Consider the following 17,037-nt stretch of genomic DNA (forward strand, 5'->3'; position numbering starts at 1 on the left):
TAGCAGGTAATTAAACTATTGAAATAGCTTTTCGGGTAATGAAAGTGAAAATAAATTTTGACTTTGTAAATAAATCTCTACCTTTGCAGTCCCAAAAGAAACGGTTTAAGTTTCTGAAAAAGGGAAAATTTCCAAAGCAATTTTGGGACTAACAAAACAAGAAGATTTGAGCCGGGCAACCGGTGAAAAATATAAAAGGAAAAGCGTGAGGCGGATCCGATCAAGTTCTTTAAAAAGAAGTAACATGTAGCGTAGCGGGGAGAATAACCTAAGGGAGATTCGAACCGTGAGAAGAAGAGAGTATCTGTATAAAGATATATAATACAGATTCTACAAATAATAAAGTAGGGTCAGAGATTTAAAAACTTAAAATTTACAATGGAGAGTTTGATCCTGGCTCAGGATGAACGCTAGCGGCAGGCCTAATACATGCAAGTCGGACGGGATAGGAGAGCTTGCTTTTCTTGAGAGTGGCGCACGGGTGCGTAACACGTATGTAACCTACCTTATCCAGGGGGATAGCCTCTCGAAAGAGAGATTAAGACCGCATAACATTATTGAACAGCATTGTTTAATAATCAAATATTTATAGGGATAAGATGGGCATGCGGGACATTAGCTAGTTGGTGTGGGTAACGGCCCACCAAGGCGACGATGTCTAGGGGATCTGAGAGGATGACCCCCCACACTGGTACTGAGACACGGACCAGACTCCTACGGGAGGCAGCAGTAAGGAATATTGGTCAATGGGCGGAAGCCTGAACCAGCCATGCCGCGTGCAGGAAGACGGCCCTACGGGTTGTAAACTGCTTTTGCAGGGGAATAAACCCTGGTATGTATACCAGGTTGAATGTACTCTGAGAATAAGGATCGGCTAACTCCGTGCCAGCAGCCGCGGTAATACGGAGGATCCAAGCGTTATCCGGATTTATTGGGTTTAAAGGGTGCGTAGGCGGCTTTTTAAGTCAGGGGTGAAAGACGGTAGCTTAACTATCGCAGTGCCTTTGATACTGAAGAGCTTGAATGAACTAGAGGTAGGCGGAATGTGACAAGTAGCGGTGAAATGCATAGATATGTCACAGAACACCAATTGCGAAGGCAGCTTACTATAGTTCGATTGACGCTGAGGCACGAAAGCGTGGGGATCAAACAGGATTAGATACCCTGGTAGTCCACGCCCTAAACGATGAACACTCGATGTTAGCGATATACAGTTAGCGTCTAAGCGAAAGCGTTAAGTGTTCCACCTGGGGAGTACGCCCGCAAGGGTGAAACTCAAAGGAATTGACGGGGGCCCGCACAAGCGGAGGAGCATGTGGTTTAATTCGATGATACGCGAGGAACCTTACCCGGGCTTGAAAGTTAGTGAATGATTCAGAGACGGATCAGTCCTTCGGGACACGAAACTAGGTGCTGCATGGCTGTCGTCAGCTCGTGCCGTGAGGTGTTGGGTTAAGTCCCGCAACGAGCGCAACCCCTATGTTTAGTTGCCAGCACGTCAAGGTGGGGACTCTAAACAGACTGCCTACGCAAGTAGAGAGGAAGGAGGGGACGACGTCAAGTCATCATGGCCCTTACGTCCGGGGCTACACACGTGCTACAATGGTCAGTACAGAGGGCTGCTACCTGGCAACAGGATGCCAATCTCCAAAAGCTGATCACAGTTCGGATCGGGGTCTGCAACTCGACCCCGTGAAGTTGGATTCGCTAGTAATCGCGTATCAGCAATGACGCGGTGAATACGTTCCCGGGCCTTGTACACACCGCCCGTCAAGCCATGGAAGCTGGAAGTACCTGAAGTGCGTAACCGCAAGGAGCGTCCTAGGGTAAAGTCGGTAACTGGGGCTAAGTCGTAACAAGGTAGCCGTACCGGAAGGTGCGGCTGGAATACCTCCTTTCTGGAGCAGATACACAAGCTCGACGATCACAACAAAAGAACCGCTACGCACATGTTTATTTCTTTTTATAAAAAAACACCCAAAAGACAAGCCAATCAGTGGCTGTAACTAATAATAGGTACAGGACCAACAGTTGGCAGTTCAAGAAAGTCTGAAGTCATCAGTCGCAAGTCAGAAGTTAGCAGTTAGCAAAACAGCTAACGGAGAACAAGCCGACTCAAGACTAATTACTCAGGACTGCAGACTAAAAAGTCCGGTAGCTCAGTTTGGTTAGAGCACTACACTGATAATGTAGGGGTCAGCAGTTCAAATCTGCTCCGGACTACAAGGTGAAGCAAGAGCAGGAAGTAAGAGGCAAGAAGCAAGAACAAAAAGCTTCGGGCCAGAAACTTCAAGCTTAAAAGCTGTCTTAAGGGGGATTAGCTCAGCTGGCTAGAGCACCTGCCTTGCACGCAGGGGGTCAACGGTTCGAATCCGTTATTCTCCACGATACCCACCAGTTTACCTAACAAGGTAAGGATATTGAAAAAGGCGATCCGCAACGGAAGACCGGGGTAAAAGTTCTTTGACATATTGGAAGAAGTAAATTAAAGAGAAAACAACAGTAGAGACGTTGTCAGGCTTTAGAAGTACGGAAATAGTAAATAAAGAGGAAAGGGGTTTAAATCTCAATACTCAATACGCACTACTCCATACTAATAAACAGGCAACCATCAAAAAAGCATACATACCGAGCAAAAGGCGGTATAGTAGAAGAAAGTAAGAAAGGGTACACGGGGGATGCCTTGGCTCTCAGAGGCGATGAAGGACGTGATAAGCTGCGATAAGCCGCGGGGATTAGCAAATATGAATTAATCCGCGGATTTCCGAATGGGGAAACCTATCCATTTGAAGAATGGATGCATAATATGCGCAAACCTGCTGAACTGAAACATCTAAGTAAGCAGAGGAAGAGAAAACAATAGTGATTTCCTGAGTAGTGGCGAGCGAAAGGGAAGAAGCCCAAACCAGGTATGTTACGGCATACCTGGGGTTATAGGACCACAACATGAATAACTGAATGAAACTGAACAGGGTGGGAAACCTGGCCATAGAGCATGAGAGCTGCGTAAGTGTAAGTTAGGTTAGGATAGTGGAATCCTGAGTACCGCGAGGTCGGAGACGCCTTGTGGGAATTTGCCGGCACCATCCGGTAAGGCTAAATACTCCTGAGAGACCGATAGTGAACCAGTACCGTGAGGGAAAGGTGAAAAGAACCCCGAACAGGGGAGTGAAATAGAACCTGAAACCGTGTACTTACAAGCGGTCGGAGCAGCGCAAGCTGTGACGGCGTGCCTTTTGCATAATGAGCCTACGAGTTACTCCTCTCTGGCAAGGTTAAGTGGTTCAGCCACGCAGCCGAAGCGAAAGCGAGTCTGAATAGGGCGTGCAGTCAGAGGGGGTAGACGCGAAACCTTGTGATCTACCCATGGACAGGTTGAAGGTGCCGTAACAGGTACTGGAGGACCGAACCGATAAACGTTGAAAAGTTTCCGGATGATCTGTGGGTAGGGGTGAAAGGCTAATCAAACTGGGAAATAGCTCGTACTCCCCGAAATGTTTTTAGGAACAGCCTGGCGGTTGAGTTATATAGAGGTAGAGCTACTAATTGGGTGCGGGGGAGTCAAATCCTACCAAATCCAGATAAACTCCGAATGCTATATAATATACGCTGGAGTGAGGCTCTGGGTGCTAAGGTCCAGGGCCGAGAGGGAAAGAACCCAGACCATCAGCTAAGGTCCCTAAATTACCACTAAGTTGAACTAACGAGGTCCGATTGCACAGACAGCTAGGATGTTGGCTTGGAAGCAGCCATTCATTTAAAGAGTGCGTAACAGCTCACTAGTCGAGCGATCGGGCATGGATAATAAACGGGCATCAAGTGGTATACCGAAGCTATGGATTTGCAGCAATGCATCTGGTAGGGGAGCATTCTAACACCGGTGAAGCAGATACGTAAGTTACTGTGGAGGTTTTAGAAAAGCAAATGTAGGCATAAGTAACGATAAGGCGGGAGAGAAACCCGCCCACCGAAAGACTAAGGTTTCCTGATCAACGCTAATCGGATCAGGGTTAGTCGGGGCCTAAGGTGAAGCCGAAGGGCGTAGCCGATGGATAACAGGTTAATAATCCTGTACTTTTTGTAACTGCGATGCGGTGACGGAGTAGTGAAACTGCCGCGATCTGACGGAATAGATCGTTAAAAGGCGTAGGTATAGAGCATGTAGGTAAGTCCGCAAGCTTTGCTGAAACCCAATAGTACTGCGAGCCTTCGGGTAAGCAGATAGAGCAGGTAACCAGACTTCCAAGAAAACCCGCTAAGCTTCAGGTTATAAAAACCCGTACCGTAAACCGACACAGGTAGTCGAGGAGAGAATCCTAAGGTGCTCGAGTGAATCATGGCTAAGGAACTCGGCAAAATGGCCCTGTAACTTCGGGAGAAGGGGCGCTGGCAGTAATGTCAGCCGCAGTGAAAAGGCCCAGGCGACTGTTTAACAAAAACACATGGCTTTGCAAAATCGAAAGATGAAGTATAAGGCCTGACACCTGCCCGGTGCTGGAAGGTTAAAAGGGGATGTTAGTCGCAAGGCGAAGCATTGAATTGAAGCCCCAGTAAACGGCGGCCGTAACTATAACGGTCCTAAGGTAGCGAAATTCCTTGTCGGGTAAGTTCCGACCTGCACGAATGGTGTAACGATCTGGGCGCTGTCTCAGCCATGAGCTCGGTGAAATTGTGGTATCGGTGAAGACGCCGGTTACCCGCAACGGGACGGAAAGACCCCATGCACCTTCACTATAGCTTAACATTGATATCGGGTACAGGATGTGTAGGATAGGTGGGAGACTGTGATCTGGCTTCGCTAGGAGTCAGTTAGTCAACGTTGAAATACCACCCTTTCTGTATTTGGTGTCTAACTCGATAATATCGAGGACATTGTTTGGCGGGTAGTTTGACTGGGGTGGTCGCCTCCAAAAAGGTAACGGAGGCTTTCAAAGGTAAGCTCAGTACGCTTGGTAACCGTACGTGGAGTGCAATAGCATAAGCTTGCTTGACAGTGAGACAGACAAGTCGAGCTGGGTCGAAAGACGGATATAGTGATCCGGTGGTTCTGCATGGAAGGGCCATCGCTCAAAGGATAAAAGGTACGCTGGGGATAACAGGCTGATCTCCCCCAAGAGCTCATATCGACGGGGAGGTTTGGCACCTCGATGTCGGCTCGTCACATCCTGGGGCTGGAGAAGGTCCCAAGGGTTGAGCTGTTCGCTCATTAAAGTGGCACGCGAGCTGGGTTCAGAACGTCGCGAGACAGTTCGGTCCCTATCTGTTGTGGGCGTTGGAAGTTTGAGTGGGGCTGACCTTAGTACGAGAGGACCGGGTTGGACGAACCTCTAGTGAATCTGTTATGGCGCCAGCTGTACTGCAGAGTAGCTACGTTCGGAATAGATAAGCGCTGAAAGCATCTAAGTGCGAAACTAGCCACAAGATGAGACTTCCATAGAGGGTCGTAGCAGACTACTACGTTGATAGGTTACCGGTGTAAAGGTGGTGACATCATAGCCAAGTAATACTAATAACCCGAAGCTTTCTCATAGCAGGTAATAACGGTGAGCAGAGGAAAGAAACAAGAAAAAAGAAACAAGACTTCGGTCGTGCTTCCTGACTCTTAACTCTTGAATCTGTTCACTCAACACAAAGCTGTTGTTTTCTCTGAAAGTTACTTCTTTCAATAATATGTCATTGTTTGGGTGTAAGCTCTAAGCTACCACTAACAAACAAATAAAATATCAGATGACAGTATAGCAAGTAATTGGTGCTATAGCAGAAAGAGATAAAAATCTCAATATGCAATGGGCCATACACATAACGCGATACTCGAATCTACAAGAAATTCAGGTGCCTATATCGGCGGTGTCTACCTCTTCCCATTCCGAACAGAGAAGTCAAGCCCGCCAGAGCCGATGGTACTGCGGTAAAACGTGGGAGAGTAGGTCGGTGCCCAATCTTAAATTAACCTCGCTAACTTTGTTAGTGGGGTTTTTTTATGAAATATGCTTTTTCTCTTCTCTTGCTTCTCGCAGCTAAACTCATGCTTCTTGAATCTAAACTCTTGACTCTTCCTCACGTGGTTGATAAATTTCAACAAAACCGATAACATTGTTACCGCTTATAAACAAATGTTAAAGAAAAGACACCTTGACGATTAGTTATCGGTTTTCAGGTACGTAATTTAGATGTGTAAATATCAGTTCAACAACACCTATTCACAACATCAATGGAGACAGATAAATTTAAAGTAACCATACACATGGTTTCAAGTCTTGACGGATATATTGCTAAAAAAGATAATAGCGTTTCGTGGTTTGAAACACCTGATAACTATGAGAAAGGAGTTCACGTTACTGAACAAGAAACGGCGGAATTTCTTAAAAAGATAGACTGCTACATAATGGGTGCCACCACTTATGAGCATGCACTGGAACTCTCTAAAGATTATGGGTGGGTTTACGGAGCCGTGCCAACTATTGTATTAACCCACGGAGAGCTTCCGCTTGAACGGCAGAATATCGAAACTTATTCTGGCGACCTGGTCAAACTGGTAAATGAAAGGCTTAAACCCAGCTACAAAAATGTTTGGCTTATAGGCGGCGCTAAGCTGACCAAAGATTTTATTCGCTTAAACTTAGCTGATGAAATAAGGCTTTCGATTTTACCTGTTATTTTAGGCGATGGAACGCCGTTCCTTGATCTGATAGAGCAAGAACATGCATTGCATCTAAAAGATGTAACAGCGTATAAAAGTGGCATGGTGGGCCTATGTTACGAAATTAGAAAGTAATAGAATGTTACAATGGGTTTCTGTGGGAAATCTACTAAGATACTCCGATTAATTTGCGGTTTTTTTGTGGTTACTCACGTTGTTAATTATAATGACGATGTATAAGCTATTGATTATCAAGGTGTATTTTTTCTCCTAAAATCAGTATTCTTAATTTAGAGCCGGAGCCTTGGTCAGTATGACACGCCCTTTTTTTGCGCGCGGAAGCGGTCATCCTGAGCCTGTCGAAGGACGTGCGGCATGGCTCTGTACGTTTTTTTGATGTGGCTTATCATTTGGATTACCCAAGTTGTTGATTATTAGCGTGTTTTTATTGCGTTGATAATCGGTGTTCTTAACTTAGAACATCGTCCCGCTCAATTGCCCCGGGAAGGGGCTTGTCACGTTATTCACTATTGTTTGTTTTTGGTATGAATGATTGCTACGCAGTTTTGTCTTTATACAAAAAGTAACCAAAACTAAGCGAGAGCAACCTCATGAATACATTGAAAAACAAACAATAATGAATAAACCGACCGTAGGGAGCTCAGCCACACCTTAAAAAAACAAACACAGGTGAATAAAATCAAGACTGCCCGATCCTTCCGCCCACAGGCCAACACCCGGCCCGGCGTGCAGTCAGGCTTTTGCGCACTTTTCTTTCTGCGCAAAACAGCCTACAGGTTCCCAACGTCATCCCTGTTTTTTTCCGGCCCGCCGGGTCCGTCACTTATAATGACGACGTATCTGGCGGCTACGATAGTGAGCTATCGCTAAACCAAATGCTTTCCTTTTTTCCCCAGTTTTTTTAGGCTGATTCCAGATACCGATTTTTAAAGATTAACGATTTACAAATTGTTATAAAACAGCAAAGCCCCTGATGGGCAGGGGCCTTTACTAACCAATTATAAACCTAAATTATGAGAAGAGCTGTAGGAGAAGGAGTCGAACCTTCACGAAGTGGTTATTCTCATTGCTGAGAGTTTCCCAATATCTTCGCCACCGCGACAAGGAGGTGTGTCTGCCAAAAATTTCACCATCCTACAGGATATAATTCAAACTATGGAATTAACCGGAATTTGAATTGCTGTTGGGGAAGGATTCGAACCTTCAAAGAGTGGTTAGCCCGCTTCGGGTTTTCCATGATCTCCGCCACCGGGACAAGGAGGTGTGTCTGCCAAAAATTTCACCACCCAACATTATTATTTAAAAGAACAAGATTAGCTTTTAGGTTTTTTGCTTGATACAAATTTAACACGCTTATCCATTCTTTGCAAATATTTCAACAAATTATTTGCATTTTTATACAATTTTTAATTAAACTTGTATTTAGATAAATATTTATAAATTTATGTCTCACAAAAAAGCCCAAAATTTAGAAATTGATAATTTGGATATCCAAATTTTATCAATATTGATGAAAAATGCGACTACCCCTTACACCGAGATAGCTAAGGATTTAATCGTATCCGGCGGAACTATCCATGTACGGATGAAAAAGCTTGAAGAGATGGGAGTGATCAAGGGCGCCAATCTTGAGGTTGACCCGCAAAAACTGGGATATGACATCTGTGCTTTTTTAGGTATCTACCTTGAAAAGGGTTCGCAATACAACGAAGCCGTTAAGCAGCTTAAATCAATTAAGGAAATTGTAGAGCTGCACTATACAACGGGTAGCTGGAGTATCTTTGCAAAAATTGTATGCCACGATACCAACCACCTGCGCGAAGTATTGAACGAGCAGATTCAAAGCGTAAAAGGTATCCAGCGCACAGAAACTTTTATATCTCTTGAAGAGAGCATCAAAAGGCAAATTACGCTGGATTAATTTTACTTGAACTTGCTTTTTAATGCTGCTAATTTAGCTTGCATATCGGTTTCTTCATCGCGTTGTTTAACCGGGCTTCTCAGTTCGGTTTGATTGTTCCGTTGCTTTGGCATCATTTTGCCGGTTTGTTTTGTAGTATCTTTGGTTTCGTTATCCTTCATCGATAATGCAATCCTTTTCCTACTTTCATCTACATCGGTAACCGTAACCTTTACCTTCTGATGCACCTTTAATACTTCGTTTGGGTCTTTAATATAGCGGTTAGTAATCTGGCTTAAGTGCACCAATCCATCCTGGTGCACACCAATATCAACAAAGGCTCCAAAATTGGTAATATTGGTAACAATGCCGGGCAATTGCATGCCTATCTTTAGGTCGCTTATCTGATTAACGCCTTCGGTAAAGCTAAAGGCCTCGAACTGCTCGCGCGGATCGCGACCGGGTTTAGCCAGCTCAGCCATAATGTCGTTAAGTGTTGGCAAGCCTACCTGGTCGGTAACGTATTTTTGTAACGAGATTTTTTTGCGCAATTGTTCGTCCTGCATCAAATCCTTTACGTTGCAATTTAAATCTTTAGCCATTTGCTCAACCAGCGCATATCTTTCGGGATGCACACCGCTCGAGTCGAGTGGGTTGTCTGCATTACGGATGCGTAAAAAGCCTGCTGCCTGTTCAAAGGCCTTATCGCCTAAGCGGGCAACCTGCCTTAAATCGCCGCGCCTTTTAAACGCTCCGTTTTTGTTACGGTAGTCAATAATATTTTGAGCCAATTGCGGGCCTAAACCCGAAATGTAAGCTAAAATTTGTTTCGATGCCGTGTTCAGCTCTACACCCACCGCGTTTACTGAGCTCATTACGGTATCATCAAGGGCAAGCTGTAATTTATTTTGATCTACATCGTGCTGGTACTGCCCCACTCCGATTGATTTAGGATCTATCTTGACCAATTCCGCTAATGGGTCCATTAGTCGCCGACCGATTGATACCGCTCCGCGAACGGTGATATCTTTATCCGGAAACTCTTCGCGTGCAATTTCCGAAGCGGAGTATACCGATGCTCCGCTTTCGTTTACCATTACAATGGCTACGCCTGCCAAGTTTAAGCCCCTTATAAAGGTTTCTGTTTCGCGCCCGGCGGTACCGTTCCCTATCGCAATAGCCTCGATATTGAATTGGGTACACAAGTGCTTAATCGTTTTCTCCGCGTCTTTTAAATTTCCTGCACCGGTATGTGGGTAAATGGCAGTATTCTCCAATAACTGTCCTTGTTCATCTAAGCAAACCACTTTGCAGCCCGTACGAAAGCCCGGATCAATGGCCAATACTCTTTTCTGGCCGAGTGGCGCACCAAGTAATAACTGGCGAATGTTTTCAGCAAACACCCTGATCGCTTCCTCGTCTGCCTTCTTTTTGGTAAGCAGCCTTACCTCGGTTTCCATAGATGGTTTTAAAAGGCGTTTATAACCATCGGCTACAGCCAACTTAACCTGCTCGGTACAATTGTTATTGCCTTTTACAAATTGATTTTCTATAATTTGGAGTGCATTTTCTTCGGGAGGCAATACATCCAGCCATAAAATTTCTTCCTTCTCGGCACGGCGCATCGCCAGTATCCGGTGAGATGGAGCTGTTTTAAGGGGTTCCTTCCAGTCAAAGTAATCCTTGTATTTAATCCCTTCTTCTTCTTTACCGGCAATCACCTTGGTTTGAAATTCGCCTTTCTCTAAAAATACTTGTCGTATTTGTGTGCGCAGTTCGGCATTTTCGGCAATATGTTCGGCTATAATATCACGTGCGCCGGCTAAGGCTTCGTCTAATGTGGAAACGCCCTTCTCCAGGTCGATATATTTTTCGGCTTCGGCCTGTAAATCAAGTTTGCCTTGTAATAAAATTACGTCGGCTAAAGGCTGCAAGCCCTTTTCGCGGGCTACAGAGGCACGTGTTTTACGTTTAGGACGATAAGGAAGATAAATATCTTCGAGGATAGTCATGCTTTCGGCGGCATTTACAGCCTGTTCCAGTTGGGGCGTTAATTTACCTAACTCGGTTAACGATTTTAAAATAGCTTCGCGACGTTTATCCAGTTCGCGTAGCTGCTGCATGCGATCACGAATGGCGGCTACCTGCACTTCATCAAGGCTACCGGTTAACTCTTTGCGGTAACGGGATATAAAGGGTACCGTGGCGCCTTCGTCTAATAAACCGATGGTGGCGTTAACCTGTTTTTCGGTTATAGAAAGTTCGTCGGCAATTTTTTTATAGTGGGATATCATTTTAAACAAAAATTGAGGTTGCGAAGTTGCGTGTATTTATATAAAAATCAAAAAACTGCTTATCAACAAAACGTGCAAATTTTGAGGGTGATTAAGACTTAAAATGTTTTATTGTTGTTTTTTTTGACCGAACGGATAACCACGATAAAAGCGATGATGATAAATACACTGGAGGCTGAAGCGATGATGACGCGTGATGTTTGGTGCTGGTTGATAGCGTTTATAATGCTGTTGGCGTTTAGTGCAAGCAAGCCAACGAATACCAGGAAGGGAATAAGTAGCTTCTTTTTTAACTCGGAGTCCATAATCTAAAATTAATGATAATTGCCGAATGCGTTTAATTTATTTGTTGATTGCCTGGCAAAGTTTGCTTTTCTGTCTCGAATAGCCCCTGTAATTGGCCCTTTTTGCCGTTTTTATTTGGGATTGGAATAGCTAACTTTACCTGAGCAGGCAACCGATTATAACACCAAATATAAATAAGATGCAAAAAATAACCCCGTTTTTATGGTTTGATAATAACCTGGAAGAGGCTCTTGATTTTTATACTACGATATTTAAAAATTCGAAAGTTAGCCATGTTAGCCGCTTGCCCGACGGTGCACCCGGCGGTAAAGGCAAGATGCTTACGGCCACGTTTGAGTTGGAGGGACAAGAGTTTATGGGGTTAAACGGCGGCCCGATGTATAGCTTTACACAAGGTGTTTCTTTTTTTGTGAAGTGCGAAACCCAGGAAGAGATTGATTATTATTGGGATAAACTATCTGCCGACGGACAGGAAATTAAATGCGGTTGGCTGAAGGATAAGTTTGGCTTACCTTGGCAAATTGTGCCACCGGCTTTAGGAGAGCTACTCAGTAACCCGGATCCGGCAAAATCGCAGCGGGTAATGCAGGCGATGATGGCGATGGTGAAGCTGGATATAGCAGTGTTGAAGGCTGCGAGTGAGTCGGGCTGATATTCAAAGTAACAGCAGACCTGGCTTTGCGCAAAAGATTTCTCCCGCTGGTCGAAATGACATCAAGGTGAGTATTGCCATAAAAGCCATTTCGACGAGGGATGGGTAGATTCTTTTAAACGATATTATATCACTTTGATTACCCGGCAAGGGTTACCTGCGGCAAATACACGGCTGGGAATATCACGGGTTACCACGCTTCCTGCGCCTATTACGGCTTCATCGCCGATAGTTACGCCGGGGCAAATAATTACACCGGCGCCCAGCCATACGCGGTGACCGATGGTAACCGGCTTACCCAGTTCGGTACCCGAAAAGTTTCGTTCCGTAGGATCGATGCTGTGGGTGGCTGCAAGGATCTGCACTTTGGGGCCGCACATAACATTATCGCCTATAGTTACCGCTGCAACATCTAAAATAACACCATCAAAATTCATGTAGAAATCTTTACCTACCGAGATATTGAAGCCATAGTCGCAATAAAATGGAGGCTCAATCCAACTCCCTTCGCCTTTTTTGCCAAGTATCTGCCCGAGCATGGCTGTTTGGGCTTCGGTTTCATGCATGCCAACCTGGTTGTAGGGACCTAATATCTTTCGAACCTGGGTACGCAGTTCGATCAATTCGGCATCGTTGGCGCGGTAGGGCAGCCCGGCTACCATTTTTTCTTTTTCTGTCATTTGCGTATTGTTATTAAACAAAAAAGGCCCCGATTATCTCAGAGCCTTTATATTTTTAATTCAACAAATTATTTTCTAACGTACATTACTTCTTTTACCGCTTTAACCACTTTTTCAGGATTTGGTAAGTATTCCTGGATCAAAGTAGGCGCGTAAGGCAATGGAACATCACCACCCATAATACGCAGGATAGGCGCATCTAAATAATCAAAAGCATCCTTTTGTACTTTAAAGGCAACTTCGGTAGCTATTGAACCTAATGGCCAGCTTTCTTCAACAATAACCAAACGGTTTGTTTTTTTAACCGAAGCTATTACAGTATCATAATCAATTGGGCGTACAGTACGTAAATCAATTACTTCAGCTTTAATACCTTCTTTGGCCAGTTCCTGGGCGGCTGCTATAACAACTTTCATTATTTTACCAAAGCCAACTAAAGTAACATCGCTACCTTCGCTAACAACCTTGGCTTTGCCAATTTCAATATAGTAAGTCTCTTCTGGTACTTCGCCTTTATCGCCATACATTAATTCCGATTCCATGAAGATAACGGGATCCGGATCAATAATTGCTGATTTTAATAAACCTTTGGCATCTGCCGGGTTTGACGGAACAACAACCTTTAAACCGGGGCAGTTAGCATACCAGTTTTCAAAGCATTGGCTGTGTTGCGAGCTTAACATACCCGCGTTACCTGTTGGGCCACGGAATACGATAGGCACAGAAAATTGCCCACCACTCATCGACATGATTTTGGCCGCGCCGTTAATAACCTGGTCAATGGCTACCAATGAGAAGTTGAACGTCATGAACTCGACAATTGGTTTTAAGCCGTTCATGGCAGAACCAATAGCGATACCGGCGAAGCCCAACTCAGATATTGGTGTGTCGATAACACGTTTTGCGCCAAATTCATCTAACATACCCTGGCTTACTTTATAAGCACCGTTATATTCGGCAACTTCTTCACCCATCAGATAAATTGTTTCGTCCTTGCGCATTTCTTCGTTCATTGCTTCGCGAAGTGCTTCTCTGAATTGTATTTCTCTCATTCCTGTTGTTAAATCAAGTGTTTTAGCGTCTGCAAATATAATGAGTAAACTTAATAATGCAACTCCTGCTCACCATGCTTATGCCTAAATATTCTAAATATTTCAGGTATTCGTGGGTGTATCCTTAACGGTAACGTTTCCAGTACGTTTTAAAACCCCCCAACCGCTTAATTCGCCTTTTACCGCACGGCGGATGGATTTAAAAAGTACATAATACATTAACTGGCGCCATATAAAACGCTGTGGAATAATGTATATCAATTTTTTATAATTCTCTCTTTCCAGCCGGAAGGCAATTACACCTACAATCAGATCCACAACCACAAAGGCTACGTAATAAATCAGGATTTTTTCGCGATGATCGCCAAATAAGCCGAGTATCATCATCAAGTCGGCCAGAGGTGAAAATAGCGGCAGTATAATCTGGAAGATCAGGATGTTGGGCATACCCACCATCCCAAAAAACTTATACTTTTTGTTAAACAGGGCGTCTCTGTTTTTCCAGAAACTTTGCATTACGCCAAAGCTCCATCTAAAACGTTGCTTAAGCAACATGTTGATTGATTCGGGCGCCTCGGTATAGGCAATCGCTTCGGCGCAGTTCTTGATAATATAATCCTGCTTCAGAATGCGCATAGTTAAATCGCAATCTTCGGCAAGGGTATCGTAAGTAAAACCTCCTGCCTTGGTGATAGCCGCTTTGCGAAAGGCACCAATAGCACCCGGAACAACGGTGATGCTGTTCAGCAGATCGAACGCGCGGCGGTCCATATTCTGGGCTGTAATGTATTCGATGGACTGCCATCTGGTGATCATGTTGTTTTCGTTACCAACTTTAACTGTCCCGGCAACGGCCCCTATTTCCTCATCGGTAAAATAAGTCATTAAATGATAAACCGCGTCGTCTTTTAATTGCGTATCGGCATCAATACAGATCACAAACTCGTGGCTGGCCTGGCTGATGCCAAAGTTTAATGCCGATGCTTTTCCACCGTTGGGTTTGGTTAGTATTTTAACACGTGGGTTTCCTTCGTAAGCGGCTTTAACAATCTCGAAGGTTTTATCCTTTGAGCCATCGTCTACAAAAATGATCTCGAATTCTTTGTATTTGGTTTCCAGTAAGCTCTGGATCGTTTTTGTAGCCGTCACCTCCTCGTTATATGCAGGTACAATGATGCTCACCGGTGGCAGGTTAACGTTAGCCAAGCGCTCGGCAACTTCTTTTTTATCTTCAAAAAACTGCCTTAAAGCCAAAATGCCAATTAATATTACCCTGCCCATCGCCAAAAATATGGCCGAGAAAAACAGGTATAATAAAAACCAGTTGCCATAAAAAACCGATAGTATAAACATGTTGTACAGGCTGCCTACTATGCCGCTATCGGCATCGTCGGTGATGGGCGGCATCAAGTCGTTTTTAGTTTTACCCAACACATCGGCAATGGTTGTAAACTGGTAGCCCTTGCTTTTAAAAAAGTGAATAATTTCGGGAAGGGCCTTTACGGTTTCTTCGCGGGTATCACCACCTGCATCGTGCAGCAATATCATGGAGCCTGCATCTGCCTGGGCTTTAACCCTTGCTATAATACTATCTGCTGTTACGCCGGGTTCCCAGTCGTGCGGATCGATGGATTCGCCGATGTTGATATAGCTTTGCTGGCGGCTTAACGCTACCGGAATTACCTCGGCAATAGTTTGCGGCTCGGCATCGGCATTAAAGGGCGCCCTGAACAGGATGGTGCTGCGCCCGGTGATTGATTCGATGAGCCGCCGTGTGGCATTTAACTCGAGGGTAACCCGCTGAAGGCTTACCGTTGATATATCGGGATGGAAGAAGGTATGATTGCCAATTTCGTACCCTGCTTCGTACTCCTGCCGTAGCAAGGGGATGTTTTTTTCAACCATCGACCCTACTACGAAAAACGCTGCGGGTACCTTTTCCCGTTTTAATATTTCAAGTATCTGGGGCGTGTAATCCGGATCGGGACCATCGTCAAACGTTAATACCACCTTTTTAGGCGCATAACCGTATTTCCGTATTACGTACTTGGTAGGCAGTTTAATATAATCCTGATTGGTGATGGTGAACGTTTTAGGATCAATGGATATTTTGATTTTACCGGGGGATGGTGTTGAAACCAGGTCGAGTACCTCGCCATCACCCGCGTAGTCAATCCGGTTATTTAAGCCTACTGTGGTTAGTTTAGCGGTATCAACACCGGTTTTGTGTAGCGAATCGAGCGAAAGGTTCTTGTCGAAAAAACTCCACAGGCGAGGATCTTCAGAGCCTAAGCGCCAAAGGGCTATGCCAGCTGTGGCCCAATCATCGGCCATGCGGATAATGTTGAAATTAGTTATTGCATCGGTAAAATATACCGAGTGAGGCATGCTATTAAGGTCGGTATACTTATAATGCAAATTGGCAGATTCGGGATTAAAAATAATCTTGCTTTTATGCTCATAAGCGGTACTGATAGCTTGTTGATAGGTGATGTTTTTACCGATGCTGTTTTCGGGCCAGTCATAACCATAAGCTCCAACAACTAATATTACTTTGCTGCTGGGTATTTTTTCGCAAATATCATCCAAAATCGCTTCAACCCAGTGCTGGTGGGAGATATCGCCATCGTTGCTTGATTCGGTATGCTGATCATAAGCCATTACAAACAGGTAATCGTTATATTTTACCAGCTCTTCAACGTCGTATTCATCATTCTGAGGTACAATATCCTGGGTCACTAATAAACCCCTGGGGTGCAGGGCTGCGTAAAGCTCTTTCTGAAAGGTGATAAAATTGGCGCTATTGCGGTCTTTCAGGTCTTCAAAATCAACATTTACCCCCTGTAAATTATATTTAACCAATTTGGCAATAACGCTGTTGATAAAGGTTGTACGAGCTTTTTTGCTGGCTATAATACGCTCAACATCTTTAGTATCCCAGCCGCCTTTAACGTTATTTACGTTTACATAATTGGAGATCTGGGCGATGATGGGCTTTTTATACTTTTTATTGAGACGCATTAATGCCGTATCAATTTTAGCATTAACGGTATCGGCGTTAGGGGCTATAAAAAACCATTCGCTCACAATCATATCCAGCTTTCCGATATGATCTGCAAGCGAATTGAATGATTGTGTATCCCAGTTTACATAAAAGGCTGCATTGATACGGTCCTTGTTGCTCGGGTGCTTTAACTGGTGCAAGCGTAAGTTGTGCCTGAGCTCCTGGATCTGCGCTTTCTGTAATTTAAAATCCTTGTACTTGGTTGAATGCTTTAAGGCCTCTAACTCTTCTTTCGAAATTTTTTTGGGTGCTTCAGTTAAATTAGGCAGCAGGGGATACTCTTTTGATGTTATGGTGATCACAGCACCCACTACACCGCATATTAAAACAACAACTAACAATCGGCTGAGCCACTTAAAGCGTGTCCATCTTCCGGGAGTGTCTGCCTGAAAAACTTGTTTATTAGACGACATCAATACTTTTAAATT

General features: G+C 44.4%; 8 protein-coding genes, 3 tRNA genes and 3 rRNA genes. 8 read left to right on the forward strand and 6 right to left on the reverse strand.

Translation table 11 applies throughout. From position 1 onward, the window contains the following. Positions 1-375 precede the first annotated feature (375 nt). The 6 genes from MUCPA_RS18250 to MUCPA_RS18275 all read left to right on the forward strand — a co-directional run bounded on the left by MUCPA_RS18250 (position 376) and on the right by MUCPA_RS18275 (position 6,775). Positions 376-1,898 (forward strand): 16S ribosomal RNA (locus MUCPA_RS18250). A 250-nt stretch (positions 1,899-2,148) separates the two neighbouring features. After that, a tRNA-Ile gene (locus tag MUCPA_RS18255) sits at positions 2,149-2,223 on the forward strand. An 88-nt stretch (positions 2,224-2,311) separates the two neighbouring features. Then, positions 2,312-2,385 (forward strand) — tRNA-Ala (locus MUCPA_RS18260). A 266-nt stretch (positions 2,386-2,651) separates the two neighbouring features. Beyond that, a 23S ribosomal RNA gene (locus tag MUCPA_RS18265) occupies positions 2,652-5,529 on the forward strand. Positions 5,530-5,828: 299 nt separating this feature from the next. Beyond that, positions 5,829-5,940: ribosomal RNA gene (rrf, locus tag MUCPA_RS18270) — 5S ribosomal RNA — on the forward strand. Together the 16S, 23S and 5S rRNA genes with 2 tRNA genes alongside form the textbook arrangement of a ribosomal RNA operon. Positions 5,941-6,211: 271 nt before the next feature. Then, on the forward strand, positions 6,212-6,775 hold the full coding sequence (locus MUCPA_RS18275; RefSeq protein ID WP_008508400.1) for a dihydrofolate reductase family protein: 564 nt from the start codon (positions 6,212-6,214) through the stop codon (positions 6,773-6,775). A gap of 1,066 nt (positions 6,776-7,841) precedes the next feature. On the opposite strand, the gene MUCPA_RS37820 is transcribed toward MUCPA_RS18275, so the two are convergent. Continuing rightward, a tRNA-Asp gene (locus tag MUCPA_RS37820) sits at positions 7,842-7,953 on the reverse strand. A 152-nt stretch (positions 7,954-8,105) separates the two neighbouring features. Between MUCPA_RS37820 and MUCPA_RS18280 the strand changes: the two genes are divergently transcribed. Continuing rightward, the gene (locus MUCPA_RS18280; RefSeq protein WP_008508401.1) at positions 8,106-8,582 is read left to right on the forward strand and encodes an Lrp/AsnC ligand binding domain-containing protein; all 477 of its coding nucleotides are present in this window, start codon (positions 8,106-8,108) and stop codon (positions 8,580-8,582) included. A 2-nt stretch (positions 8,583-8,584) separates the two neighbouring features. Here MUCPA_RS18280 and MUCPA_RS18285 read toward each other — a convergent pair whose 3' ends face one another. Continuing rightward, positions 8,585-10,855, reverse strand: coding sequence for a Tex family protein (locus MUCPA_RS18285; RefSeq protein WP_008508402.1), 2,271 nt, complete (start codon positions 10,853-10,855; stop codon positions 8,585-8,587). A 98-nt stretch (positions 10,856-10,953) separates the two neighbouring features. Then, entirely contained in the window at positions 10,954-11,160 is a 207-nt protein-coding gene (locus MUCPA_RS18290; protein WP_008508403.1) for a hypothetical protein, read from the reverse strand. Positions 11,161-11,339: 179 nt separating this feature from the next. On the opposite strand from MUCPA_RS18290, the gene MUCPA_RS18295 reads away from it, so the two are divergent. After that, a complete protein-coding gene (locus MUCPA_RS18295; protein WP_008508404.1) occupies positions 11,340-11,813 on the forward strand; it encodes a VOC family protein in 474 nt (157 codons plus the stop codon). A 125-nt stretch (positions 11,814-11,938) separates the two neighbouring features. Here MUCPA_RS18295 and MUCPA_RS18300 read toward each other — a convergent pair whose 3' ends face one another. The 3 genes from MUCPA_RS18300 to MUCPA_RS18310 form a co-directional block, all read right to left on the reverse strand. Further along, entirely contained in the window at positions 11,939-12,493 is a 555-nt protein-coding gene (locus tag MUCPA_RS18300) for a sugar O-acetyltransferase (RefSeq protein ID WP_050982131.1), read from the reverse strand. A gap of 68 nt (positions 12,494-12,561) precedes the next feature. Beyond that, positions 12,562-13,584 (reverse strand): pyruvate dehydrogenase complex E1 component subunit beta, encoded by a 1,023-nt coding sequence (locus MUCPA_RS18305; RefSeq protein WP_262493010.1) that lies wholly within the window; start codon positions 13,582-13,584, stop codon positions 12,562-12,564. 63 nt (positions 13,585-13,647) lie between these two features. After that, complete coding sequence (locus MUCPA_RS18310) at positions 13,648-17,022, reverse strand: glycosyltransferase (RefSeq protein ID WP_008508407.1); 3,375 nt, start codon at positions 17,020-17,022, stop codon at positions 13,648-13,650. Between the last annotated feature and the right edge of the window lie 15 nt (positions 17,023-17,037).

Origin of the sequence: Mucilaginibacter paludis DSM 18603 (genome assembly GCF_000166195.2) — a bacterium.
GTDB classification, from domain to species: domain Bacteria; phylum Bacteroidota; class Bacteroidia; order Sphingobacteriales; family Sphingobacteriaceae; genus Mucilaginibacter; species Mucilaginibacter paludis.